General features: G+C 70.9%; 18 protein-coding genes and 1 pseudogene. 8 read left to right on the forward strand and 11 right to left on the reverse strand.

The genetic code is table 11. The features are described 5' to 3' along the window. Positions 1-51 precede the first annotated feature (51 nt). The 6 genes from AB0J53_RS10785 to AB0J53_RS10810 all read left to right on the forward strand — a co-directional run bounded on the left by AB0J53_RS10785 (position 52) and on the right by AB0J53_RS10810 (position 7,740). Positions 52-1,284, forward strand: a complete 1,233-nt coding sequence (locus AB0J53_RS10785; RefSeq protein ID WP_364170908.1) for a PP2C family protein-serine/threonine phosphatase — start codon at positions 52-54, stop codon at positions 1,282-1,284. Beyond that, the gene (locus tag AB0J53_RS10790) at positions 1,281-2,183 is read left to right on the forward strand and encodes an FRG domain-containing protein (protein ID WP_364170910.1); all 903 of its coding nucleotides are present in this window, start codon (positions 1,281-1,283) and stop codon (positions 2,181-2,183) included. Before AB0J53_RS10785 ends, AB0J53_RS10790 begins: the two co-directional genes overlap by 4 nt. A 26-nt stretch (positions 2,184-2,209) precedes the next feature. Further along, a complete protein-coding gene (locus tag AB0J53_RS10795; protein ID WP_364170912.1) occupies positions 2,210-3,376 on the forward strand; it encodes a glutamate--cysteine ligase in 1,167 nt (388 codons plus the stop codon). A gap of 1 nt (position 3,377) precedes the next feature. Then, positions 3,378-5,153, forward strand: coding sequence for an N-acetylglutaminylglutamine amidotransferase (locus AB0J53_RS10800; protein ID WP_364170914.1), 1,776 nt, complete (start codon positions 3,378-3,380; stop codon positions 5,151-5,153). Next, complete coding sequence (locus tag AB0J53_RS10805) at positions 5,150-7,045, forward strand: alpha/beta fold hydrolase (RefSeq protein WP_364170916.1); 1,896 nt, start codon at positions 5,150-5,152, stop codon at positions 7,043-7,045. Before AB0J53_RS10800 ends, AB0J53_RS10805 begins: the two co-directional genes overlap by 4 nt. Positions 7,046-7,296: 251 nt before the next feature. Further along, positions 7,297-7,740, forward strand: a complete 444-nt coding sequence (locus tag AB0J53_RS10810; protein WP_364170918.1) for a hypothetical protein — start codon at positions 7,297-7,299, stop codon at positions 7,738-7,740. Here AB0J53_RS10810 and AB0J53_RS10815 read toward each other — a convergent pair. From AB0J53_RS10815 to AB0J53_RS10850, 8 genes and pseudogenes are all read right to left on the reverse strand, one after another. Next, positions 7,737-9,956 carry a tetratricopeptide repeat protein gene (locus AB0J53_RS10815; protein ID WP_364170920.1) on the reverse strand — a complete coding sequence of 740 codons (2,220 nt, stop codon included), beginning with the start codon at positions 9,954-9,956 and terminating at the stop codon, positions 7,737-7,739. The genes AB0J53_RS10810 and AB0J53_RS10815 overlap by 4 nt on opposite strands. A 347-nt stretch (positions 9,957-10,303) precedes the next feature. Next, the gene (locus tag AB0J53_RS10820; protein ID WP_364170922.1) at positions 10,304-10,885 is read right to left on the reverse strand and encodes a dihydrofolate reductase family protein; all 582 of its coding nucleotides are present in this window, start codon (positions 10,883-10,885) and stop codon (positions 10,304-10,306) included. Positions 10,886-11,065: 180 nt separating this feature from the next. Then, complete coding sequence (locus AB0J53_RS10825) at positions 11,066-12,607, reverse strand: MFS transporter (protein WP_364170923.1); 1,542 nt, start codon at positions 12,605-12,607, stop codon at positions 11,066-11,068. A 393-nt stretch (positions 12,608-13,000) separates the two neighbouring features. Then, positions 13,001-14,200: an MFS transporter gene (locus AB0J53_RS10830; RefSeq protein WP_364170925.1), complete on the reverse strand. Its 1,200-nt coding sequence runs from the start codon at positions 14,198-14,200 to the stop codon at positions 13,001-13,003. Between the two features lie 241 nt (positions 14,201-14,441). Further along, on the reverse strand, positions 14,442-14,831 hold the full coding sequence (locus AB0J53_RS10835) for a GNAT family N-acetyltransferase (RefSeq protein WP_364170927.1): 390 nt from the start codon (positions 14,829-14,831) through the stop codon (positions 14,442-14,444). 72 nt (positions 14,832-14,903) lie between these two features. After that, on the reverse strand, positions 14,904-16,013 hold the full coding sequence (locus tag AB0J53_RS10840; protein WP_364170929.1) for an MFS transporter: 1,110 nt from the start codon (positions 16,011-16,013) through the stop codon (positions 14,904-14,906). A 115-nt stretch (positions 16,014-16,128) separates the two neighbouring features. Further along, positions 16,129-16,500 (reverse strand): annotated as a pseudogene (locus AB0J53_RS10845) (MFS transporter); the annotation flags it as partial. 133 nt (positions 16,501-16,633) lie between these two features. Further along, positions 16,634-17,032: a hypothetical protein gene (locus AB0J53_RS10850; RefSeq protein WP_364170931.1), complete on the reverse strand. Its 399-nt coding sequence runs from the start codon at positions 17,030-17,032 to the stop codon at positions 16,634-16,636. A gap of 842 nt (positions 17,033-17,874) precedes the next feature. Here AB0J53_RS10850 and AB0J53_RS10855 point away from each other — a divergent pair. Together AB0J53_RS10855 and AB0J53_RS10860 are read left to right on the forward strand one after the other, a co-directional pair. After that, the gene (locus AB0J53_RS10855; RefSeq protein WP_364170933.1) at positions 17,875-18,180 is read left to right on the forward strand and encodes a dihydrofolate reductase family protein; all 306 of its coding nucleotides are present in this window, start codon (positions 17,875-17,877) and stop codon (positions 18,178-18,180) included. A gap of 70 nt (positions 18,181-18,250) precedes the next feature. Further along, positions 18,251-18,850 (forward strand): hypothetical protein, encoded by a 600-nt coding sequence (locus AB0J53_RS10860; RefSeq protein ID WP_364170935.1) that lies wholly within the window; start codon positions 18,251-18,253, stop codon positions 18,848-18,850. An 81-nt stretch (positions 18,851-18,931) separates the two neighbouring features. Here the strand turns inward: AB0J53_RS10860 and AB0J53_RS10865 are convergent, their stop codons facing one another. The 3 genes from AB0J53_RS10865 to AB0J53_RS10875 form a co-directional block, all read right to left on the reverse strand. Then, on the reverse strand, positions 18,932-20,725 hold the full coding sequence (locus AB0J53_RS10865) for a histidine kinase (RefSeq protein WP_364170937.1): 1,794 nt from the start codon (positions 20,723-20,725) through the stop codon (positions 18,932-18,934). A gap of 133 nt (positions 20,726-20,858) precedes the next feature. Continuing rightward, positions 20,859-21,464 (reverse strand): response regulator transcription factor, encoded by a 606-nt coding sequence (locus tag AB0J53_RS10870; RefSeq protein WP_364170939.1) that lies wholly within the window; start codon positions 21,462-21,464, stop codon positions 20,859-20,861. A gap of 348 nt (positions 21,465-21,812) precedes the next feature. Then, positions 21,813-23,237 (reverse strand): L-fucose/L-arabinose isomerase family protein, encoded by a 1,425-nt coding sequence (locus AB0J53_RS10875; protein ID WP_364170941.1) that lies wholly within the window; start codon positions 23,235-23,237, stop codon positions 21,813-21,815. Between the last annotated feature and the right edge of the window lie 88 nt (positions 23,238-23,325).

The raw sequence follows: 23,325 nt of genomic DNA on the forward strand, positions 1-23,325 counted from the left end.
TTGTACGGCGTTGAGCTGCTGAAATGGCTTGGCCGTCAATAATGACATTTTGTGAACAGCCCTTGCGGGGACATGCTCGCCGGTCTGCTGGAGGCCGGGCAGGAGGCGACACTGGAGCACCTGCCCGGCCTGGTGGACCGGTACGCCCGCCGGGCCGGCATCCGGCAGTGCCTGATCTACCTGGCCGACCTCCAGCAGAACACGCTGCGGCTGCTCGCCGAGAACGGCGGCGTGGCCGGACCGGGCCCCGATGACAAACCCCCCGCCGAGCTGCGCATCGACGCCACCTACGGCGGGCGGGCCTTCCAGGAGGTCCGCATCCTGCGCAAGCCCGGCGAAGGAGGCCTCGACTGCTGGTGGGTGCCGCTGCTGAACGGCGCCGAGCGGCTGGGCGTGCTGCGCGTCCTGCTGGGCGGCGGCCGGCCGGTCGAGGAGGCCGACGTGCGGGCGCTGTCGGCGATGGTCGCGCTGCTCGTGGTCAGCAAACGCTCCTACAGCGACTGCTATCCCAGGCTGGTGCGCTCACGGCCGATGAACGTGGCCGCCGAGATGCTGTGGCACCTGATGCCGCCGCTGACGTTCGCCAACGCCGAAGTGACCGTCGCCGGGGTGCTCGAACCCGCCTACGAGATCGGCGGCGACGCCTTCGACTACGCCGTGGCCGACGACGTCGTGCACCTGGCCATCTTCGACGCCATGGGCCACGACGTGGCCGCCGGCCTGGCCGCGAACCTGGCGCTGGCCACCTGCCGCAACCTGCGCCGCCACGGCGCCGACCTGGCCGGCAACGGCGAGGGCATCGAGAACCTGCTGCTGCGCGAGTTCGGGGAGGCCGCCCGGTTCGTCACCGCGATCATGGCCGACTTCGACCTGCGCACCGGCATGCTCACCTGGGTCAACCGCGGCCACCATCCGCCCGTGCTCATCCGGGGCGGACGCTGGGTGACGGCGCTGGAGTGCCCGCCCACGCCGCCGCTCGGCCTGGGCCTCGGCATGCCCGTCACCGTCTGCCGCGAGCAGCTCGAACCCGGCGACCGGCTGCTCCTCTACACCGACGGCATCGTCGAGGCGGGCAGCAACCAGGGCGAGGAGTTCGGCGTGGCCCGGTTCGTGGACTTCATCCTGCGGCACTGCGCGGCCCGCCTGCCGGTGCCCGAGACGCTGCGCCGCCTCATCAAGGACGTGCTGGACCACCACGACGGCCAGTTGCAGGACGACGCCACCGTGCTGCTCACCGAGTGGCACGGCCGGGTGGGCACCTGCCCCGTCAAGGGCGAGCCGTGAACGGGCCCCGCATGGCCGGGGCGGAGGAGGGCAGCGGGGCGGGAATGAAGACCGATGTGGTGTCGTCCTGGCGGGAGCTCGACGACGCGATCGCCGAGGCCAGCAGGCCGCGTGACACCGGGCACGCGCACTCAGCCATGGTCTTCCGCGGCCTGGCCCGCGCCTCGTACACGCACGTGTCGAGCCTGTCGCGGCTGCGCGGCGACTACGCCGCGCTGGAACCGCACCTGGTGCGCAACTTCCGCAAGTACGCCCACCGGCGGCGGCCCGGCCCGGCCGTGTGGGACTGGCTGGCGCTCGGCCAGCACCACGGGCTGCCCACCCGGCTGCTCGACTGGACGTTCTCGCCGCTGGTCGCGCTGCACTTCGCCACCGCCTCCTGGCCGCGGGACGACGCCGTCCTGCTCGGCGTCGACTGCCACGGCGCGCACCGGCTGCTGCCCGAGCCGCTGCGCGCCGAGCTCGACCGGGAGGGCGCGCTGCTGTTCACCACCGAGATGCTGGCCGCCGTCGCGGGCGACCTGCCGAGCTTCGACCGGCTGTCCGGCGAGCCGTTCGTCGCCTTCTTCGAGCCGCCCTCGCTGGACGAACGCGTGGTCAACCAGTCGTCGGTGCTGTCGGTGACGTCCCGGCCCGAGTTCCAGGTGCAGGAGTGGCTGGAGGACCATCCCGAGCTGTGGCGGGCCTGGACGCTCCCGCCCGCGGTCAAGGCGGAGGTCCGCGAACGGCTCGACCAGGCCGGCGTCACCGAACGCGTGCTGCTGCCCGGCCTGGACGGGCTCGCCGCCTGGCTGCGCCGCTACTACACCCCCGGCACCGCCGAGGACGACACGCAGGGCGGCGCCTCCATGTCCGGCGCGGACGCCGACCGGCAGGAGGAGGGCCGGATGGGCGCCTGACGTGCGAAGGCCCGATTTCTGGATAGATGACCCGTCAAACGTTCGAGCGTGGGGGAGTGGTGGCCATGGCGGAGTCGCGGATCGCGGTCGGGGTCGAGGAGGAGTTCCACATCGTCGACACGCGCACGCGGCAACTCGTCTCCCGCTCCGTGCTCCTGCTCGACATGCTGCCCGACGACCGCTTCACCGAGGAGCTGCAACGCTCCACCGTGGAGGCCAACAGCCGGCCCTGCCACGCCCTGGAGGACCTGGCCCGCGACCTCGGCGCGATGCGCCGCACCGCCATCGCCGCCGCCGAGGAGGTCGGCCTCGGCATCGTCGCCGCCGGGAGCGTGCCGCTGGCCGACCTGGACCAGATGAAGATCTCGCCCGAGGCCCGCTACGAGCGCATGCTCGACGACTACCAGGTCCTCACCCGCGAGCAGCTCATCTGCGGCACCCAGGTGCACGCCGAGCTGGCCGACCGCGACCTCGCGATCGCCGTCGCGCACCGGCTCGCGCCCTGGCTGCCACCGCTGCTCGCGCTCAGCGCCAGCTCCCCGTACTGGCTCGGCGCCGACACCGGCTACGCCAGCTACCGCACGCTCGTGTGGGAACGCTGGCCCACCACCGGGCCGATGGCCCGCTTCGGCTCGGCCGCCGAGTACGAGGAGATGCTCGCCGAGCTGATCCGGTCCGGCGTGATCAGCGACGCCGGCATGATCTACTACGACATCCGCCCGTCCGCCCACGTGCCCACCGTCGAGCTGCGCATCTGCGACTCCTGCCCGCGCATCGACGACATCGTGCTGATCGCCGGCCTGTTCCGGGCCCTGGTCGCCAGGGAGCTGGCCGAGATCGGCGACGACCCCGACCGTGAGGTGCCGCTGGACCCGGTACGCGCCGCGCGCTGGCAGGCCGCCCGCTCCGGCCTCGAAGGCGAGCTCGTCGACCCCGTCGAAGGGGTGCCCGCCCCGGCAGCCGACGTGGTCACCCGCCTGGTCGCCGCGCTGCGCCCGCACCTGGAGGAGGCCGGCGACTGGGAACTCGTCTCCGCCCTGGCCGCCGACGCCCTCGGCCGGGGCGGCTCGGCCCAGCGCCAGCGGCGCGCCTTCGCCCGCCGCGGCTCCCACGCCGACGTCGTCGACCTGCTGCTGGAGGAGACGAGACCCGGGGGCTGGACCACCGGCCGCGGCTACCCGTCGGCGGCCTGAGGTGTGCGGGCTGAGCGGCGAGATCCGCTTCGACGGGCACAAGGCCGACCTCGGCGCCGTCGGCCGCATGACCGAGGCCATGCACGAGCGCGGCCCCGACGGCTCCGGCCTGTGGTCACGCGGCCCCATCGCGCTCGGGCACCGCCGCCTGAAGATCATCGACCTGTCCGAGAAGGCCGCCCAGCCCATGGTCGACGCCGAACTCGGCCTGGCGGCGGTCTTCAACGGCTGCCTCTACAACTACCGCGAACTGCGCGACGAGCTGCGCCGCGCCGGCTACCGGTTCTTCTCCGGCTCCGACACCGAGGTCCTGGTCAAGGCCTACCACCGGTGGGGGCCCGCGTGCGTGGACCGCTTCGCCGGCATGTTCGCCTTCGCCGTCGCCGAGCGCGCCGACGGCCGGCTCACGCTGGCCCGCGACCGGCTCGGCGTCAAACCGCTCTACCTCGCCGCGGACGGCCGCCGCCTGCGCTTCGCCTCCACGCTGCCCGCCCTGCTCGCCACCGGCGGCGTCGACACCGCCATCGACCGGACCGCGCTGCACCACTACATGACCTTCCACTCGCTGGTGCCCGGCGAGCGCACCATCCTGGCCGGGGTCCGCAAGCTCCCGGCGGCCACCGTACGCACCTACGAGGCCGACGGGACCGTCACCGAACGGCGCTACTGGGAGCCCGACCACACGCCGGCCGACCGGCCCCCGCACGCCGGGGAGTGGCGCGAGGCCGTCCTGGAGTCGCTGCGCACCGCCGTGCGGCGGCGGATGGTCGCCGACGTGCCCGTGGGCGTGCTGCTGTCCGGCGGGCTGGACTCCAGCCTCATCGTCGCCCTGCTCGCCGAGGAGGGGCAGTCCGGGCTGGCCACGTTCAGCATCGGCTTCGAGTCCGCCGCAGGCGAGAGCGGCGACGAGTTCGCCTACTCCGACCTGGTGGCGCAGCGGTTCGGCACCGACCACCACCGCATCCGCGTGCCCGGCTCCGCGCTGCTGTCCGGGATCGAACGGGCGGTGGCGGCGATGAGCGAGCCCATGGTCAGCCACGACTGCGTCGCCTTCCACCTGCTGTCCGGCGAGGTGTCCCGGCACGTCAAGGTCGTGCAGTCCGGGCAGGGCGCCGACGAGGTGTTCGCCGGCTACGACTGGTTCCCGCCGCTGGCCGGGGTGCCCCGCGAACAGGCGGCGGACACGTACCTGGCCGCCTTCAGGGACCGCCCGCACGACGAGCTGGCGCGCGTCCTCGCGCCCGAGCACCTCGTCGAGCGCGACGTCAGCGGCGAGTTCGTCCGCGGCCACCTGGACCGGCCCGGCGCGGCGACCGCGCTCGACGCGGTGCTGCGCCTGGAGACCACCGCGATGCTCGCCGACGACCCCGTCAAACGCGTCGACAACATGACGATGGCGCACGGGCTGGAGGCGCGCACGCCCTTCCTCGACCACGAACTCGTCGAACTCGCCGCCGCCTGCCCCGCCGGGCTCAAACTCGCCGGCGGCGGCAAGGGCGTGCTCAAGGACGCCGCCCGCAAGCTGCTGCCCGCCGAGGTCGTGGACCGGCCCAAGGGCTACTTCCCGGTGCCCGCCGTCCGCCACCCCGACGGGCCGCTCCTCGACCTGCTGCGCGACGCGCTGACCAGCCAGGCGGCGCGCTCACGCGGGCTGTTCCGGCGCGAGTACGTCGACGGGCTGCTCGCCGACCCCGGCCGCGACCGGGCCGCCACCGGCGTCAACACGCTGTGGCAGGTCGGGCTGCTGGAACTATGGCTGCAAGCGCACGGCATGTGACCCACCTCCCGTGGTCCTGCTGGGCGCCCGCCCCGGCCCCGGACCGCTCGGCGGTCGTCTACGGCAGCGACCGCGACGGCACGCCGCGCGCCTGGATCCGGCCCGCGCGCGGCGAGCCCCGGCCCGTCCCCACCGGCCCCCACCCCGTCGTCGACGTGCACTGGGCGCCGACCGGGGCGCGGCTGGCCGTCCTGCTCGCCCCCGGCGGCGGCGAGCACACCGAGGTCTGGACCGTACGGCCGGACGGCGGCGACCTGCGGCCCCTCGCCGCGCCCCCGGGAGGGTCGGCGGTGTTCATCCGATGGACCGAACGCGGCGAGGACCTGCTGGTCGCTGAGACCCACGCCGGCGGGCGCACCGACGCGGTCATCGTCGACGCCGCCACCGGCGGACGCCAGATCGTCGCCTCCGGCCCGCTGCTGCGGCCCGCCGCCGTCAGCCGCGACCACGCCACCGTCCTGCTGCGGCACGGGCCCCGCGGGGCGCGCCGCATGTCGGTGCGGCACGCGGGGGGCGGTGAGCACGAACTGCTCGCCGGGCTGCCGGGGACGACCGACTACGGCATCCTCGCCCCGGACGGGCACACGGCCTACCTGCTCACCGACGCCGGCCGCGACCGCACCGCCCTGGTGGCCGTCCACGGCGACGGCCTGTGGCAGGCCTCCGACGAAGGCCCCTGGCAGGGCACCCTCGGCGGCCCCGATGGCGGACTCGGCGGCGGCCCCGGTGGCGGCTCTGGCGGTGGCCTCTGGACGGGCTCGGGTGGGGGGCTCCGGCGGGGGCTGGGGGAGCCGGAGGTGCTGGCGGAGCGGGCGGACGCGGAGCTGGACCAGTTCGCGCTCAGCGCCGACGGCCGGCACGCCGTCCTGGTGTGGAACGAGCACGGCCGCTCCCGCCTGGAGCTCCTAGACCCGCGCACCGGCCTCACCGTCCCGCTGCCCGGGCTGCCCGCCGACGTCGTCACCTCCGTCCGCGTCTCCCTGGACGGCGGCGTGGCCGTGCTCGCCGCCGAAGGCCCCGCCCAGCCGTCCCAGGTGTACGCGTGCGACCTGCAGACCGGCGCGTACGAGCACGTCGCGGGCGCCGGACGCCTGCCGGACGCGGTCGAGGCCCAGCCGGTGCGCTTCCCGGCCCGCGACGGCCTCGGCCTGGCCGCCTGGCTGTATCGCCCTGCACGGGCCCAGGGCGCCGCGCCGTACGTCGTCCACCTGCACGGCGGCCCCGAGGACCAGGAACGGCCCACGTACAACCCGCTCTACCAGCATCTTCTCGCCCACGGCATCGGCGTGTTCGCGCCGAACGTGCGCGGCTCCGGCGGCCACGGGCGCGCGTTCCGCGAGGCCGACGACCGCGAGCGCCGCTTCCGCGCCGTCGACGACGTGGCCGACTGCGTCGCCGAGCTCGTCCGGCTGGGCGCCGCCGACCCGTCCAGGATCGCCTGCATGGGCTGGTCGTACGGCGGCTACCTCACGCTCGCCGCCCTGGTCGCCCATCCCGCGCTGTTCCGGGCCGGGGTCGAGGTGTGCGGCATGGCCGACTTCGCCACCTTCTACGAACGCACCGACCCGTGGGTCGCGGCGGCGGCCGTCCGCGAGTACGGCCATCCCGAGGCCGACCGGGACCTGCTGCGCGCCCTGTCGCCGCTGCGCGCCTTCGACCGGCTGCGCGCCCCGCTCCTGGTCGTGCACGGCCGCCACGACACCAACGTCCCCTTCCACCAGGCCGAACAGGTGCTGGCCGCCGCCGCGGCGCTCGGCCTGCCCTGCGACAGCCTGCTGTTCGACGACGAGGGGCATCACATCCGGCAGGTCGCCAACCGGGTCGCGTTCATCAGCAAGGTCACCGGCTGGCTCGAACACCAGCTCCTCGGCTCCTTCGCGGACCGCGCCTGACCGCGACCCTCCCTGTGGTGACCCGTGACACCCCTTCACGATCGACTCCCCCAGACCGCCCTCGACGACCTGCCCCGCCGGTTGCGCGTGCCCGCTGCAAGGGCTCGGCCCGTCCCGGCAGCCGGTCATGAACGAGTGGATCTGTCCGGTCAATGTCCTGGTGAGGGCACCCGGCGGTCCGCGAGAGTCGTCCGGGCAAGGATCGTGTCCGGTGAGCCGAGACACGTGACAGAACTGACCGTAGAGGAATCATGACAGCAATTCCAGCCCGGGTTCTGGCCATCGCCGCTCTGCTGACCGGTTCACTGCTGGCCACCGCGAACGCTTCTGTCGCAGCGTCCGCCACCGCGGCCCACACGGCTCCGGTGTCGACCTCGATGCTCAAGTCCGGCGACAAGCTGGCCCCGGGGGAGAACCTCTTCTCCGCCAACCGCCGCTACCAGCTGCGCATGCAGCTGGACGGGAACCTGGTCCTGCTCGAGACCGGTAGGCCGATCTGGCATTCGGCCACCGGACGCAATCCCGGTGCCACCGCGTACATGCAGCGCGACGGCAACCTCGTTGTCAGATCCGCCGCCAAGCTACCGCTCTGGCAGTCCGGCACCCACAGCCTGGGCGCGACCGCGCACGTGCAGAACGACGGCAACTTCACGGTCCGCACCACCACGGGGAAGGTGCTCTGGGCGCGCCGTTAGCATTCGGTGAGCAGCTGCAGCTCGCGCCGCAGCCGGTCAGCCTGCGCGATCCGGTGCTGGCTCCGGTAGAGCGCCTCGGCCTCGCACCAGGCGGCGCGGGCTTCAGCATGCTGCCCCAGAGCGGCATGCGGGTAGCCCAGCCCATCCAGGGACTCGGCGGCCTCGTAGTGGTCGCCGAGCTGGCGGCGCAACTCCAGCGCCCGCTGGTAGTGGGAGATCGCGTCGTGGTGCCTGCCGGTGTGGTGGTCGATCCAGCCGAGGCTGTCCAGGGTCGCGGCTTCGCCGGCCGGATCGTGGTGGCGCTGATACAACTCCAGGGCGGCGGCGCAGTGCCTGCGGGCCTCGCCGTGGTCGCCCAGGTGGGCCGCATGCCACCCGACCGCGTTCAACGCGGCGGCCTCCCATACCGGCAGGTCGAGACGGCGGAAGAGATCCAGGGCCCGGCCCGCGTAGTGCATGGCCTTGCCGTGGTCGCCTCTGCGCTCCCAGGTGTGGGCGAGCCTGCCCAGGGTCTGGGCCTGCTGACGCAGGTCGCCTGCCTGCTCGGCCAGAGTGACGCCGCGGTGCAGCTGTTCGGTGGCCTCCTCCAGCAATCCGAGGTCTCCGTAGGCTCGGCCCAGGTAGCGGTGGGCCGCGACGCCGGCGTCGAGGGGCAGGTGAGCGGCGGCCTCCAGCCCGGTCAGCCACGCATCCAGACGGTCGTGCAGGAGCCCGCGCCTGGCCTGGAAGGTGCCCAGCGCGAATGCCAGGTGCCACACGTGCTCGTGCCAGCCTCGCTCGGCCGCGTCCTGCTGGCTGTCGAGCAGGTTGGCGTACTCGGCGTCGAGCCACTCCATCGCGGCTTCCTCGTCCGCAAGCGGGTACGGTCGGCTCTTGCTCGCGGGCGGGGCGAGCGGCCGGGGCATGTGCGGGTCCAGCAGCCAGTCGGCCTCGTGGGCGGTCCGTACGTAGAAGTCCGCGAGCCGCATCAGCGCCGCATCTCGCTCGTCCGCTCTCAGCTCGGCTTTGGCGCGCTCGGCGGCGTGCTGCCGGATCAGGTCGTGCATCCGGTACCTGCCCTGCTCGTCGCGCTCCACCAGAGACGCGTGCTCGAGCTCGCGCAGCAGCGTCGTGGTCTCGGCGGTGGTCGACCCCAGCAAGTTCGCGGCGCCGTACGGTGCGAGGTCTGTTCCCGGCGCGAGCGAGAGCAGGGCAAGGGCGTGGGCCTGCGCTTCGGTGAGGCGATCGTAGGACCAGGACAGTACGGCCGGCAGGCTCGTGGCGCGGTCTCCCTCCGCGAATCCGGACAGCCCGGTCTCGCGCAGTTCGGCGACCAGCGCCGTCAGCGAGAGTCCAGGTCTGCCTGCGACGATGCTGAGCGCGAGAGGGAGTCCGCCGCAGCGGGTGAGCAACTCAGCCACGGCTTCGGGGTCTTCGGCGAGCCGTTCCGCACCGAGTCGTATGACGAGGAGCTCCCGGGCCTCGGCATCGCTGATCATGCGCAAGGCGAGAGGGCGCGCGCCGTATGCGATGAGCAGGCCCGAGAGCCTGCTGCGGCTGGTGACCAGCACGCCGCAGGAGGCGCTGCCGGGCAGGAGCGGCACGACCTGGTCGGTGTCGGCGGCGTTGTCGAGAACGACGAGCATCCGGCGACCGGCGACGAGGCTGCGGTACAGCGCGGCTTGGGCGTGCACGTCCGCCGGAAGCTGTTCCGAGGGGACACCCAGGGCACCCAGGAACCCGCGCAGCACCGAGGTGGCGGCCAGTGGCCGGCTGTCCGGGCTGAACCCACGCAGATCGGCGAAGAGTTGCCCGTCCGGAAAGCGATCCAGCCGCTGGTGTGCCCAGTGCAGTGCCAGCCACGTCTTCCCGATCCCGCCCGCGCCCGTCAGCACGCAGATCTGCGTGGTGCTCGCGTCCAGAACTGCCAGCTCGAGATCCCGCCCGGTGAAGTATCGCGGCTCTGCGGGAAGCTGACGCGGGGCGGTCAGCGGTGCGGGCGTGCCCTGGGCGGCCGCGGTGAAGATGGCGCGCTCCTGCTCGTTCAGCCCGAGTGCCGTGGCGAGCTGAAGGATGGATGCGTTGCGCGGGCGCTGCACGACGTCGCGTTCGAGCCTGCGGATCGTTCGAGCGTCGACGCCTGCCCGCTGAGCGAGCTGCTCCTGGGTGAGCAGAGCGCGTTCGCGCCAGGCCCGCAGAAGTGCTCCTAAGCCCTCCGGACGTTGATCGTCGGGCATCGCACACCTCCCGGTAGACGGAATTTCCTGAATCCGGATCGCTGGTGCTGGCTGTTCCGTGAGATCCGGGCGCAGGGATACCGGGGCAGCGCGAGCCCGGTTGACCGCACCATGTCGCGCCACCTGTGCGGCGACCGTATCCCGCCCGGATCGACGCAATTCCCGGTGAACCGCCGCCTCCGATCAGGAGGAGGCGGCGTTCACGTTCCTGGGCTGCACCTTCCGGGTCAGGAAAGCCCCGACCCGGGACATGGCGTCGATCTTCTCGGCGTTTCCGCCCGCGGTCAGCACGGGCGTCCTCAAGACGATGGGCGCCGAGCTGCCAGACAGATCCGGGTGCCCTCGACTCAGCTGTGCAGGGTAGGCCGGTAGATGAGCTCTTGAGTCCGGCCGTCGAGTGTCCGGCTCTTGAGCAGTTCGAGGTCGAAGTCGGCCGCGTTCTGGAAGATCGGGGCCGTTCCGGTGTGTCCGGTGATCACCGGGAAGATCGTCACCTGGATGTGGTCGACCAGCCCGGCGGCCATCAGCGCTCGGTTCATGGACAGGCTGCCGTGCGAGCGCAGTGGCACGTCGGACTCTTCCTTGAGCCGGGCGACGACGTCGACGGCGTCGCCGCTCACGAGGGTCGCGTCGGGCCAGGCGAGGGGGCCTTCGAGTGTGGTCGAGATCACCGTCGTCGGCAGGTTCCTCAGCCGGGCATTTACAGGATCGAGCGCCTCGGGCTCGGTGCTCAAGTCCAGAAGCTGCACGGATTCCCGGTAGGTGCGGGCTCCGAAGACCATCCGCTGCTCCTCGCCGTACAAGGCGAAGCGGTAGTCCAGGAACTCGGGGCCTTGCTTGCCCCAGTAGCCGCCCCAGTCGCCGTCGCCGCTGTAGGAGCCGTAGCCGTCGAGGGTGGAATAGACGTCCCAGGTGTAGGTCGCGGTCATGATGTTCTCCTTACGTGTGGTTGATCGGGTGTGATTGCGCGGCGGTCATGCCGATCACGTGATCCTCGGGATCGGCGAACCGGCCTGATGGCCGGGCCGACTGTCAGTGGAGTTGAGGCCCAGGTGATCCGTTCGGCTGGATGAGGCCGTACGACGGGTTGGGCTTCTCCTCGATCGGGGTCAGATCGGGGAGCGCTCATCGCCCGGGGCGGCCGGCGTGGCCGTTTCGGCTGCGGGCAGTGGGGCGGCGGCCGGCGCCGTGTCGCCGCCGTGCGAGTTCCGAACGTGTTTGAACGCCCGCACAGCGAGAACGGCCAGGCCGACATACATGATGGCGCTGACGATGCCCACCGCGTGCACGCCGGAGGTGAAGGCGTCGCGGACTGTGGCCAGCAGGTCGCCGCTCTGCTCCGCGGGCAGCCGGCCGGCCGCGGCGACCGCGCGGTCGATGCTTTCCCGGGCCGCGTCCGCCACCTCAGGCCGTGCCGTGCCGAGCGCGCCCTCCACGTTGCCCCGGTACACCGCTGTCCCGAGCGTTGCGAGCGCGGCGATGCCGAACCCGATCCCGAACTCTGCGGCCGTCTGGACGATCGACGCCCCCGAACCGGCCTTGTCCGGCGGCACGGCTCCCATGGCGAGGTGGTTGCAGAGCGCGGCCAGCGGAGCGGTGCCGAGCATGACGACACACATCGCGACGAAGATCGTCGTCGGGCCGGACGTCGAGTCGGCCAGCGTGAAGACCAGGTAGCCCGCGCCCGCGACGAGAAGGCCGCCCGCGATCAAGTACGCCGGGCGGATGTGGTTCGCCACAGGAGGAGTGGCCAGATTGCCGATGATCATCAGTACGTTGGGCACCAGCAGGAGCAAGCCGGCCGCCAGCGGGGTGAGCCCGGCGACGTTCTGCAGGTACTGCGTGACGAGGAAGAGGGTGCCGGCGCCCACGACGGCGGTGACGAACATCAAGGTCAGAGCTGAGCTGAACGTGCGGTTGCCGAACATGCGCAGATCGAGCAGCGGGTGCTCCAGGCGCCGCTGCCGCTGGACGAACACCAGCCCGACCGCGATGCCGAATGCCAGTGTCCCGGCGGGGAACCACTCCCAGCCGTTGCGAGCGAGTTCCTTGAGCCCATAGACGAACGGCAAGATCGCTGAGAGGGACAGCACGACGCTGACCGGATCGAGCTTGCCGGTCTGCGGCGCCTTCTGCTCGGCGAGCAGGGAAGGGCCGAACGCCAGCAGCAGCACGATGCCCGGCACGGACACCAAGAAGACCGAACCCCACCAGAAATGCTCCAGCAGTACGCCACCGACGAGCGGGCCGAGCGTCGCCCCGCCCATGAAACAAGCCAGATAGACGGCCAGAGCGCGGCGGCTCTGCTGCGGGTCGGTGAACATGCCGGTGATCAGGGCCAGCACCGACGGCGTCACCGCGGCGCCTGCCACGCCGAGCAGCGCACGGCTGGCGATGAGCATCTCCGGGCTGGTGGAGAACGCCGCCGCCACAGAGGCGATGCCGAACACCGCGGCGCCGATGAACAACAGCTTCCTCCGGCCGATCCGGTCACCGATGGTGCCCATGGTGACCAGCAAGCCCGCGATCATGAGGCCGTAGATGTCCACGATCCACAGCTGCTGGATGCCGCTGGGTGCGAGGTCGGCGGTGAGGCGTGGTACGGCCAGGTACAGCACCGAGAAGTCCATCGTGACGAGGAACGTGGGCACGCTGAGCACGGCGAGCCCAACCCATTCCCGCCACCCGGCTCCAGGCCTCGCATGTCCAGTAGTCACGATCTACTCCAGTCTGTGGTGCTTAGCTCCTGGTCCACCGATCCGCCGGGCGAGGCGATCGCCGCGGCAGCCCGGCGGCCCTCGATCGTCAACGACGCCGAGCATCACGCAGCGGCGACCATGGAACGGCGCGCGGGCCGCTGCACCAGGTCGTCGACGCCACCGACGATGAAGGCGACCGCTACGTGGCGTGCGATGGCGAAGACCGGGCTCAGTCGCCCGCCGCCCGACCGCGACCGCGGCGGCCGTGGTGCTCGGCACGCTGATGCGGGCGGGTAAGGGCCCATGCCATACCCGCCCGCCCCTCAGGTCAGCCCTCTCTGGTCCTCATCTCGCACCTCCCTTCCCCGAAACGGTGATCAGTACAGCCATGGCGATGCCGACGGCGGCGCAGCCCGCGATGGCCAAGTGCGGCCCGATCAGGTCACCGAGCACGCCGCCCGCCAGAACGCCGAGCCCCTGCCCGCCGACCAGCCCGGCTGAGCCGACCGCGATGATCTGCCCGCGCTGCTCCTCCGGAGCGGCGCGGAACAGCAGCGCGTGCGCCACCACCATGTAGCTCGACAGCAGCCCGGTCAGCCCGAGCAGCACCAGGGAAGCCGGCATCCCCGGCAGCCACGCGAAGAGCACCAGCGGCACCCCGGTCAGTACGGCCAGCGGCACCATCAGCCGCGCCCGCCGCTCCGGCGGCAGCAGGCGGGTGATCAGCAGAGTCCCTACGGCCGAGCAGACGGGATCGGCGGCCATGAAGACGCCGACCGCCGCGGCGTCCTGCCCGATCGCCGCGGTGTACGGCGCGGCCAGCGCCTCGGGCACCACGAAGAAGGAGTACAGCCACGACAGCGAGGCGTAGTACCGCAGCCGCCGGTCGGACCAGAGCGTCCTGATCCCGCCCAGCGTCGTACGGCTGGGCGCCTTCCCCGTCGCCGCTGCCGGGCGGTGCCGGACGAACGCTCGTAGCACGAGCGCGCACCCGGCGAACGTGGCGGCGTCGAGCAGCAGCGCGACGTTGGGCCCGAGCGCCGCCACCAGCAGGCCGCCCCCGCCGAAGCCGAGGAGCTGGATGGCCTGCTGGGTGGTGTGGGTGATGCCGAGCCCCACGGCGTACCTGTCGCCCGGCAGCACGTCGGACAGGGTGGCCAGACGGGCGGCGTTGAACGGCGCGTTCAGCATCACCACCGGCACCAGCAGCACGCCGATCGCCGGCAATGGCAGCCCCGGCACTGCCATCGCCAGCATCAGCACCGCCCGCACCACGTCGGCCGCGATCATCACCCGGCGGCGCGGGTAGCGGTCGGCCAGGCCGCCCAGCAGCGGCCCGCTGACCAGCGCCGGCACCAGCGTCAGCGCGTACGTGAGCGCCGTCAGCGAGACCGAGCCGGTGCGGCCGTAGACCAGGACGGCCAGCGCGACCCTGGCGACCTGGTCACCGACCAGGGACAGGGTGTGGGCCAGCCACAGCGCGCGGAACTCGCCGATGGCAAGAACCTCACCGAGGGTGGTGCGCGGCTTCTCTTCGACGGTCATCGGTTCTGGGCGGGATTCTCTTTCTTGCCGGTCAGCGGATGTCAGTATTCGCGGTCGCGCATGGTCGCCTCCCTCGGGTGGATTCCGGTTCAACAGAAAGCATGGGATGCGGCGGCCCGGGTTCCCAGGACAGCGATCGGACATCGGCCGGACGTTTCGTCAGCAGCCGGTCGAGCCATCAACCGGCTCGAAGGCCGCCGCCCACATCGCGAGACAGGCTCCAGCAGCGCACGTGGGTGTCCTACGGCCCCAAGCGGCCGATCTTCTTGGTGGTGAGAGTGGCGCCGATCCGCGTGGAGAAACGTTGTGCGGCCAGGTTGTCCTCCGCCACCTCCCAGCGGATGAGCTGACCCTTGGCGGCCTCCGAGGCCGCTCGCATCAGTTGTTCACCCACGCCGCGTCCCCGCTGCCCGCCGGTGACGAACACATCGTCGATGTGAAGGTAGTCCTGACCGGACCAGAAGTTGATCCGTTCCATCCAGGAAACGTAGCCGACGGCCAGGCTGTCGCGTTCGGCGAGCAGGTACGTGATCTCCGGCCGGGTCAGCAGCTCCTGGAGATCAGTGACGCTCACGCCGATGGACGCGATCTGGCCGAGGTGGTCAGCCAGCTCCAGGATCAGGTTGTGCACAGTAGCGGCGTCTTCGACGGTCGCGCGGCGTATTGATATCACGCTGGTTCCTTCCAGGGATTGGGCATGGAGTTATTCGCCGGCCTTACCGGGACCGGTGGGCGGAATGTGGCCGAGCCGGACCAGAGCCAGCACTGCCGCGCCGGCGGCGATGGTCGCGGCGACGGCAGCCGCAGTGTTGAGTCCTCCGGCGAAGGCCGCTCGAGCTGGTGTGAGCACTGCTGCGGCGAGGTCGCCAGGCAGCGTCTGCGCGGCGGCGACGGCGCCATCCAGGCTGTCCCGGCTGTCGGCAAGCGCCTGTGGCGGCAGGCCGTCGGGCAACTCGGCGCCGGCCTGGCCGCGGTAGACCGAGGCGGCGATGCTGCCGATGACCGCGATGCCGAGCGAGATGCCGAGGTCGCTGCACGTGGTTGCAAGTCCAGAGGCTGCCCCCGCCTTCTGGGGCGGGACCGAGCCGACGACGATGTTCGTGGTCAGCGCCATGGACGGCGCAACTGCCGGGTACAGGACCATGAAGCCTGCGATGAGCAGCCCCAGGCCACCGATGGCGCCTACTTGGGTGAGCATCAGGTAGCCGATCACCTGAGTGGCCAGCCCGGCGGCGATGAGGTGTCCCGGACGGACACGTCGGGCCAGAATGGGGGAGGCGCTGGAGACCAGCACGAGCAACGCCGCTGCCGGTAACACCCACAGCCCCGCCTGCAGGGGAGAGAGTCCTTCGACCAGCTGGAGGAACTGAGTGAACAGCAGATACACGCCCCCCAGCGCGGTCGCCGCCAGAAGGAACACGCCCAGGGCGCCGCTGACCGCTCGGTGAGTGAAGAGCCGGACGTCCAGCAGCGGTTCGGGCAGGCGCAACTGCCGGATGACGAACCAGGCGCCGAAGGCCAGCCCGATCACGATCGCGGCCAGCGCCACAGCGAATTGGTCGTCCTTTCCGAGTTCTTTCGCGCCGTAGACGATCGGCAGCAAGGTCGCCAGGGACAGCAGCACGCTGACCACGTCCACGCGGCCGGCGGCGGGATTGCGGTTGGCAGGCAGCAGGAAGGGCGCCCCGATCGCCACCAGCACCATGACGGGAACCGCTAAAAGAAAGGCCGCACGCCAGGAAAAGGCCTCCAGAAGCGCCCCGCCGATGACCGGCCCCAGTCCTGTCCCGACCGAGATGGCGCCCGACCACACTCCGACCGCGACCCCGCGCTGGCGCGGGTCGGTGAAGGTGGAGAAGATCAGACCCCGGGGTCGCGGGCATCTGGGTAGCTGCGGCGATGCCGAGGACAGCTCTCCAGACGATCAACAGAGTGGGGTCGGAAGTGCTGGCCGCCAGGATCGAGACGATGGCGAAGACGACCGCACCAGTTATTAACAGCCGTCTGTGCCCGATCCTGTCCCCCAGAGTGCCCATCGTGACCAGGAACCCGGCCATCAGGAAGCCGTAGATGTCGATGATCCAGAGTGTTTGAGTGCTGCTCGGCCTGAGCTCTGCGGCCAACTGCGGGATGGCGAGGAACAACACTGTGAGCATCGCGAAGAGCAGCATCGCGGGCAGGACCAGCACGCCCAGACCGAGCCACTCCTTCAAGCCGGCACGGTGGGCGGAACTGATGTCGGCGGTCGTCACGAGAACGTCCTTTCTGTCGTCGGGCCAGGCACCGTGTGCCGGCCACATTCCGTAGTCGGCCTTGCTGACTTCGCCGCTGGGCCGAGTCACATGCTGTTTGCCGGGGACCAGGAGGGCTGAGCACGCTCCGCGCCCGAACTGGCCTCGGCCCACGCTGCTGGTGACTGAGCGCGCTCGCGTCCTAAAGCATGAAGAGCACCTGAAGGGCGACCAGTACGTCCACCACGCCGCACCACTCAGCGAAGGATCGGGCCACCGGCTTGTTCAGCCGCAGATGCGCGAAGTCCCACACCCCGTGGAAGAACCAGCCCGCCGCCACCAGGTAACGACCGACGGCCGGATCGACCAAGAGCGCAGCAACGGCCAGACCGCCGAAGATGAGCATGCCCACCGCCTGTGCGCGGAAGGTGCCGTCGCGGCGCAACTGCCCGTCCACCCCTGACCACACCAGCACAGCCAATGCCAACATGGCGAAGGCCGTAGAAGGTGTGACGACCTCCGTCATGCGCAGCCCGACCGTCGTGACGAGCCCGACCACCAGCCCGATCCACGTCAGAGCCGGCCGACGCAGCTTGGCCATGACCAGATACAACGTCGGTAGGAGCATCAACGCGTGGGCCAGTCCCCACACGCCCTCGTCCGTCGCGCTCCCGCCGAAGGTCGCCGCCGAAGCAGCCACTGCCAGCGCTGTTGGCCAGCGCCTCACCAGCCAGCCGACCCAGCTCGAACTCCACCCCGCCGCTCGACGTTCGCCCTGCATTTCTTGTACGTCCTGAGGGGACCTCGGCCCGGGATCTCGTTGTGTCCCCAGGTACGGGGAAGAGGTGTCCATGTCCCCAATCCTGAAGATGAGCACGCCGGACCCACCAGTGCCGAGAACACTGGCTGCGCCTGGGTAACGCACTGCCGCAGCCATGACAATTGTCATATGGTCATGGACGTCACCCTCGGGGCATCACGTCGCTTGCCTACCGCTATTTCGGCGCCACCGCCTGGCAACAGGGCCCCTCGCCACAGCCTCTGTTCGCCGGCGGAAGCCTCACCCGCCTGTCGTACGCCATGACCAGACGACATCCTCGTGCCCGCCCCTACGACGATCAGGCCGAAGCGTCGCTATAAGAAGCTCTGACGACTGATGTACCAAGGTGTGGCTCTGTATCATTTGGGCCCCACCTTCAGGTCTGCTCGCCCACGAGACGATGGAGCCGAAGTCGGGAGCCCGATGTGTCCGCTTCCAGACGGGCAGGGTGGGGCATATCGGACCCTGGGCTCTCCTGCATTGAGTGACTCCAACGGCGGAAGGGACACCGCACGAAGCCGAACGCCTCCACTCCTGGCAAGGGCGGTCCGGCATAAATGTCCGGTCACTGTCCTGGCCCTGGGATGTCGGCTCCGCAAGGGTGTCTGCACACGCGCGACCGGGTGACGGTGAAGGGATCCGGTGAGCAGATGCCCGCCTGCAGCGCCGGAGGCGTGCCGCTCTGCGTCAGGACCCTGAAGAAGGCCCCCAAAGGTGGCATCGTCACCTTCGGCAGCTCGGTCCTGGTGCAGACTCTCACGAACGCGGGGCTGGTCGACGAGTATCGGATCCTCGTCCACCCGGTCATCGTGAGCGAAGGCAGGCACCTGTTCCAGAATCTGACGGGGCGCACCGATCTCCAGCTCGTCGGATCGGAGACGTTTGCGGGTGGCGCCATGCTGGTCACCTACGCACCGAAGCGACTCTAGGGCGGGGTGGCGCGTTCGGCGTCGTGCGCTCTGCTCAGGCAGCTCAACGAAGTACGGAAGATGGAGCGCGATGGACGTCACCAGGTACACCAATGCCACTGTCCTGTGCCGACGGCTCGCCGGACGGCTCTCCGACGTGGTTCTCGAGTCCGTCCGGGTCTACTACTTCGTCGGCGAAGACGGGCTCGCCGACGACACACTCCTGGTCAACCTGGTGATCGAGGAAGTCCAGATCGATCCCGCGGAACGGGACCTGCTCCGTGCTGTGGTCGGAGATCCGAACGCACCCGAGATCGACCGTCTGCGGGTCGTGGACAAGCCGGCGAGCAGGACGCACGATTTCCGGCTGACGGCGCCCCCCGCGGCCCCTGACCCGTCCCGAGCCGATGACCTCCTGGCCACTCAGGCCGAACGACAACGCGTGCACGGCCTGTATCGCACGTGGCGCAGCCGCGCTGACAACGCCGAAGCTGGAACATGGCTGTATGTGGCTTTGGTGGACGACACGGCCGACGAGCTGCGGGTGCACTCAGCCCTCAGTTCGATGCTCGGCACGGCACTCGGATTGGCGTGGCCGATCGAGGTGACGACGGCGTATGGCGAGCCGGCCTCCTACCAGCACCGAGCCTTGGCAAGCGCCGTCCTGGTGGCCGGCGAAGACGCTTCATGAACGATCGAGCTACGGCGTACGTGAGCCAGCGCGTCGTTCTTGGGCGACGGTGCCGGGGCCGACCAGGGTGCGCAGTTCCCCCTAGCCCAGCGGGATCTGGATGGCGACCTCGAACTGCCGCTGCCCCGACCGGGTGGTCAGGCACCCGCCGAGCGCCTCGGCGCGTTCGGCGAGGTTGGCCAGGCCATGCCCTGGACGCTCCGGTGCTGCCGGCCGGTCGCCGGCGAGCCCGTCATTGACGACCCGCAGTCCGGCAGAGTCCCGCTCGATGGTTACCACGATCGTGCACTCTCGTGCCGTGGCATGCCGTACGACGTTGGTGACGGCCTCCCGCAGCGAGATCGCCAGCACCGTCGCGACCGGTGAGGGAACGGACTGTTCCGTCACCTCCACGTGGACCTGGACGCCGGCCAGAGCGAGCACGGCTCCGGCGGACACCAGTTCGGCCTCCAGCGACAGCGGATGCCCCTGGTCTGCGATCGCCTGGATGTCGCTGCCGGTGGTGGCGGCGACGGCCACAAGCTGCTCCAACTCGGAGCGGGCCTTGCGATCATCACGTCCGATGAGGCGGACGACCAGGTCGCACTTGAGCGCCACTGCCGACAGTCCCAGCCCCAGCAGATCGTGAATGTCCCTGGCCAGCCGCGACCGCTCCCGCAGCGCGGCCGTCATGGCGAGATTCCGGCGCGCCGTGGCCACCTGGCGTGCCAGGTCGGTCAGACGCGACAGCCCGTACACCGCCAACCCGTAGGCCGCCGTCCCCGCCGCCGCGTACACCCCGTCGAAGGCCCCGTAGGGGGAGACGGCCCCGCTGATGACCCCGACCGTGGCGGCGATGGTCAGGAACACGGCCCACGCCCACCGTCCGGGCACGAGCAGCAGAGCAGATCCTGCCGCGAACCCCGCCAGCCCGAGCACCGCGACCTGCCCGACCACCCAGAACGACCCGAGGCTCACGGCCGTCTGCGCCGATAGCGTCCACACCCACCCGCGAGGCCGAGCACCCGTCCGGTAGGCCGCGGAGTGATGGAGCTGGAGCCCGCCGACGACGACCACGACGGCCGCCACGCTCGCCGCCACGGTGATGCCCAGCCCTGCGGTGTTGGCCAGGACCTGCACGAGAAAAGCCGCCAGCACCACCACGAGCACCGCGCGCGCCAGCCGGGGCGCCAAGATGCCGTCGTCGGGATCCACATCGGCTTGCGGCGGGGCGGCGTGGGCCTCACCTGCCACTGCCCTGACTCCCTGGAGCGCTTGCCTGGCGATGCTGCCGCCTTCGATCAGCCGGGCGCGGGCCTGCTCGGCGTATTCGGGCAGCAGGTCCAGGGCGGCCCGGGCCCGATCGGTGACCGCCTGGAGGTGGTCGCCGACCGCCTCCCGTAGCCGACCGGCCGAGCGGCGGCGCTGGTGATCGGCGGCCGCGGCTGCGAGCTTTCGCCGGGTGGTGTGCAGCTCGGTGACGAGATCGGCAAGCCGAACCAAGCCGAACAGGGTCAGCGCCGTGCTCGCCAGGGAGACGACCATGTTGACGGACAGCGCGAACGGCGCTCCCGGAGTCGGCACCCCGGCGGTCCGTAGCACCACCTCGATCACCACGATGGCGCAGAACCCCAGCCACGACAGCGGGTACCGAACGGTGAGCAGGATGAGCCCGCCGAGCAACCCCGACACCGCCGCGACCCAGTCGGAGCCGAAAACGAGAAAGGGCAGGTAGGTCAGGGCGGCCTGCGCGGCCAGCAGCGGCCCGCGGAAACGCGACCAGAAGACTCGGCCACGCGGGATCGTGTAGAGCAGAGGCAACAGGAACAGCATCACGGTCGTGATGACCCCACCGGGCCCGGCCCAGAACGCCGCGAACGACGCTCTCGCCGGCACCAGCAGGCACAAGAACGCGGTGGCGAAGACCCACGCCCCCCGAGGCTCCGGACCGGTTTCCGGATCCGAGCCCATGAGGTCGCCCCGCCGTGTCACCGCGCCACCCCGCCCGCCCGTCCGCCTCGCCCCCTGCCTACAGCCAGCCGGCCTCGTCGGCGATGCGGGCCGCGTCGACGCGATTGCGCGCGCCGAGCTTCGTCACGGCCGCGGCGAGATAGTTGCGTACGGTTCCGTACGACAGGTGCGTCACCGCGGCGATCTCGGCCGTGGAGGCTCCGCCCGCATGCCGCCTGAGCACTTCCGCCTCGCGCTGCGTGAGCGGATTGTCGGATCGCTCGAGCGTCGCCAAGGCCAGCTGCGGGTCGATGACCCGTTCTCCGGCGACGACCCGGCGGATGGCGTTGACGAGGACGTCTGCGGGGGCGTCCTTGACGATGAAGCCGGACACCTGTGCGGCCAGCGCGCGGCGCAACGTTCCTGGCTTGGCCAGCCCGGTCAGGATCAGGATGAGGCAATCGGGCAGCCGGGTGGACAGTTCCGCCGCTGCCGTGAGGCCGTCCACCTGCGGCAGGTCGACGTCGATCAAGGCGATGTCGGGGCGATGCTCGAGCGCGGCGGGAACGATCTGGTCGCCTGCGCTGACCGCGGCGACGACCTCGAGATCGTCCTCCAGATCGAGCAGAGTGGTCAGGGTGTCTCTCAGGATACGCATGTCTTCGGCGATGAGAATCCGGATCACATGGTCCTCCCGAATGGTGCGTATGGCTTGATGCTCAAGCGAAACCGCATCGTGGCCGCCGTCCGCCCTGTCCAGCTGTAACCGGCGGGGCCGTGGGGCCCGGTTCCGTCTTGGCCGTGAACCGGGAGAACGACCCAAGGGCAACACCGTCACGGCGACGGAGACAGACGATGCCCTGTGCCGGGCGCGCACCGTGCCGCCGGCCAAGACCTCGGTCGGCAGCAAGATGCTATACCAGCCAAGGTCCGCGGCTACCCGCCCGAACGTACGCATTGCGGAGGTCGCGGCCGCGGCCGGCACCAATGCCCTTCACAAGGCCCGACGGTGGCGTGCGTCCAGGGTGGAGGCTCAGGGCTGGACGTGGATGAACTCGGCGCCGAGCAGGTCGGCCACCGCCCGCAGGTCGGCGGCCCGATGGCCGGTGCCGAGCGCCCAGTGGTGCGAGATGCCGCTCGCGCTCCAGGCGTCGGTCCATTCGCCCGGATCGCAGCCGAAGTCCACCCGGGACGTGGTGTTGCCGATCCGCAGCAGCGGGCCGGGCACCACCTCGCCCTCGGAGACGACGAAGCCGAACGCGCCGTCGCGCCCCTGCCGCAGCCCGAACGCGGTGACCGGCCCGTGCGCCACGTCGAACTCGACGGACACGCCCCAGCCCCGCTTGCCGTGGTAGACGCCGAGGCCGCGCAGCAGCGGGCGGCGGGAGCTGATCGCCAGGTGGGCCGGTCCGTCGTGGCCCATCTCCACGTGGCCGCGGCTGAAGTCGAGCGCCTGCAGTTCGGTGAACGAGCCGCCGCCGCCCAGCCGGTCCATGACGAGCATGGCCAGCGACGTGCGCAGCTCGTACTCGCCGGCGGCCGGGATGCCGCGGGCGGTGAGCAGCGACGAGCCGAGGATCATGCCGGCGCCCAGCCGCTCGTGGATCTCACCGTCGAGTCCGCGGTGGTAGTAGGCCAGGCTGTCCAGCTCGAAGTCCGCGACCAGCCGGTCGAGCCCGGCTGAGACGCGGGCCGCCCACGCCAGGTCGTCCTCGTTGACGGTGTCGGCCAGTTCGAACACCTCGCGGGCCAGCTCCGTGCGCTCACGCGCCTCGGCGTCCGTCACCTTCTCGACGCGGACCCGCAGGTCGTCGAACTCCAGCACCTCCACGTGCCCGCCGAAGTTGGCGCTGACCAGCGTGAGGTCGCTCGCCACGTCCAGCATGCCCGGATACAGGTGGCCCATCAGGCCGTGCCGGCCCTTGCGCAGCGCGGCCCGCACCCCGGCGGCGCGCACCCAGCGGCCGATCTTCTCCCATGCCCGCTCGTCCTCCAGGTAGCCGGAGACCGAGCGGAACGGGATGTCGCAGCGCATGAACGCGTTGGCCATCTCCGGCAGCGGGCAGGCGCCGCAGTAGGCGAGCCACTGGCCGGTGTCGAAGGTGGCGTGGTCCATCGACTCGGTCGGCTGGAGGTTGATCAGCAGCACGGGCGCACCGCTGCGCTGGGCGATCGGCACCAGCATGGTGGCGGTCATGTACGTGGTGAGGAAGCCGACGATGAGATCGCAGCCGGCTTCGCGCAGTCGTTCGGCCGCGGCGGCGCCCTCCTGGGCGTCGGAGATGAAGCCGACGTCGACCACCTCGCAGTCCAGCGCCTTCATCCGCTCGGCGACCCGCGCCGACGAGCGCTCCAGCTGGGGGAGCAGGTCGGGGAACTGCGGCCAGTAGGCTCCGAGCCCGCCGGCCACCAGCCCCACCTTGGTGCGGGGCGGGGTGACGCGGGTGAACGTGGTCATGAGGGCTCTCCCTTCGCCCGGCGGATTTCTCCGCAGTCAAAGCCCTCACTTTGTAGCAAGCTGTCACATTCTTAACAAGAGGCGCGTT

The organism is Nonomuraea sp. NPDC049725 (assembly GCF_040674795.1).
Classification (GTDB): domain Bacteria; phylum Actinomycetota; class Actinomycetes; order Streptosporangiales; family Streptosporangiaceae; genus Nonomuraea; species Nonomuraea ceibae.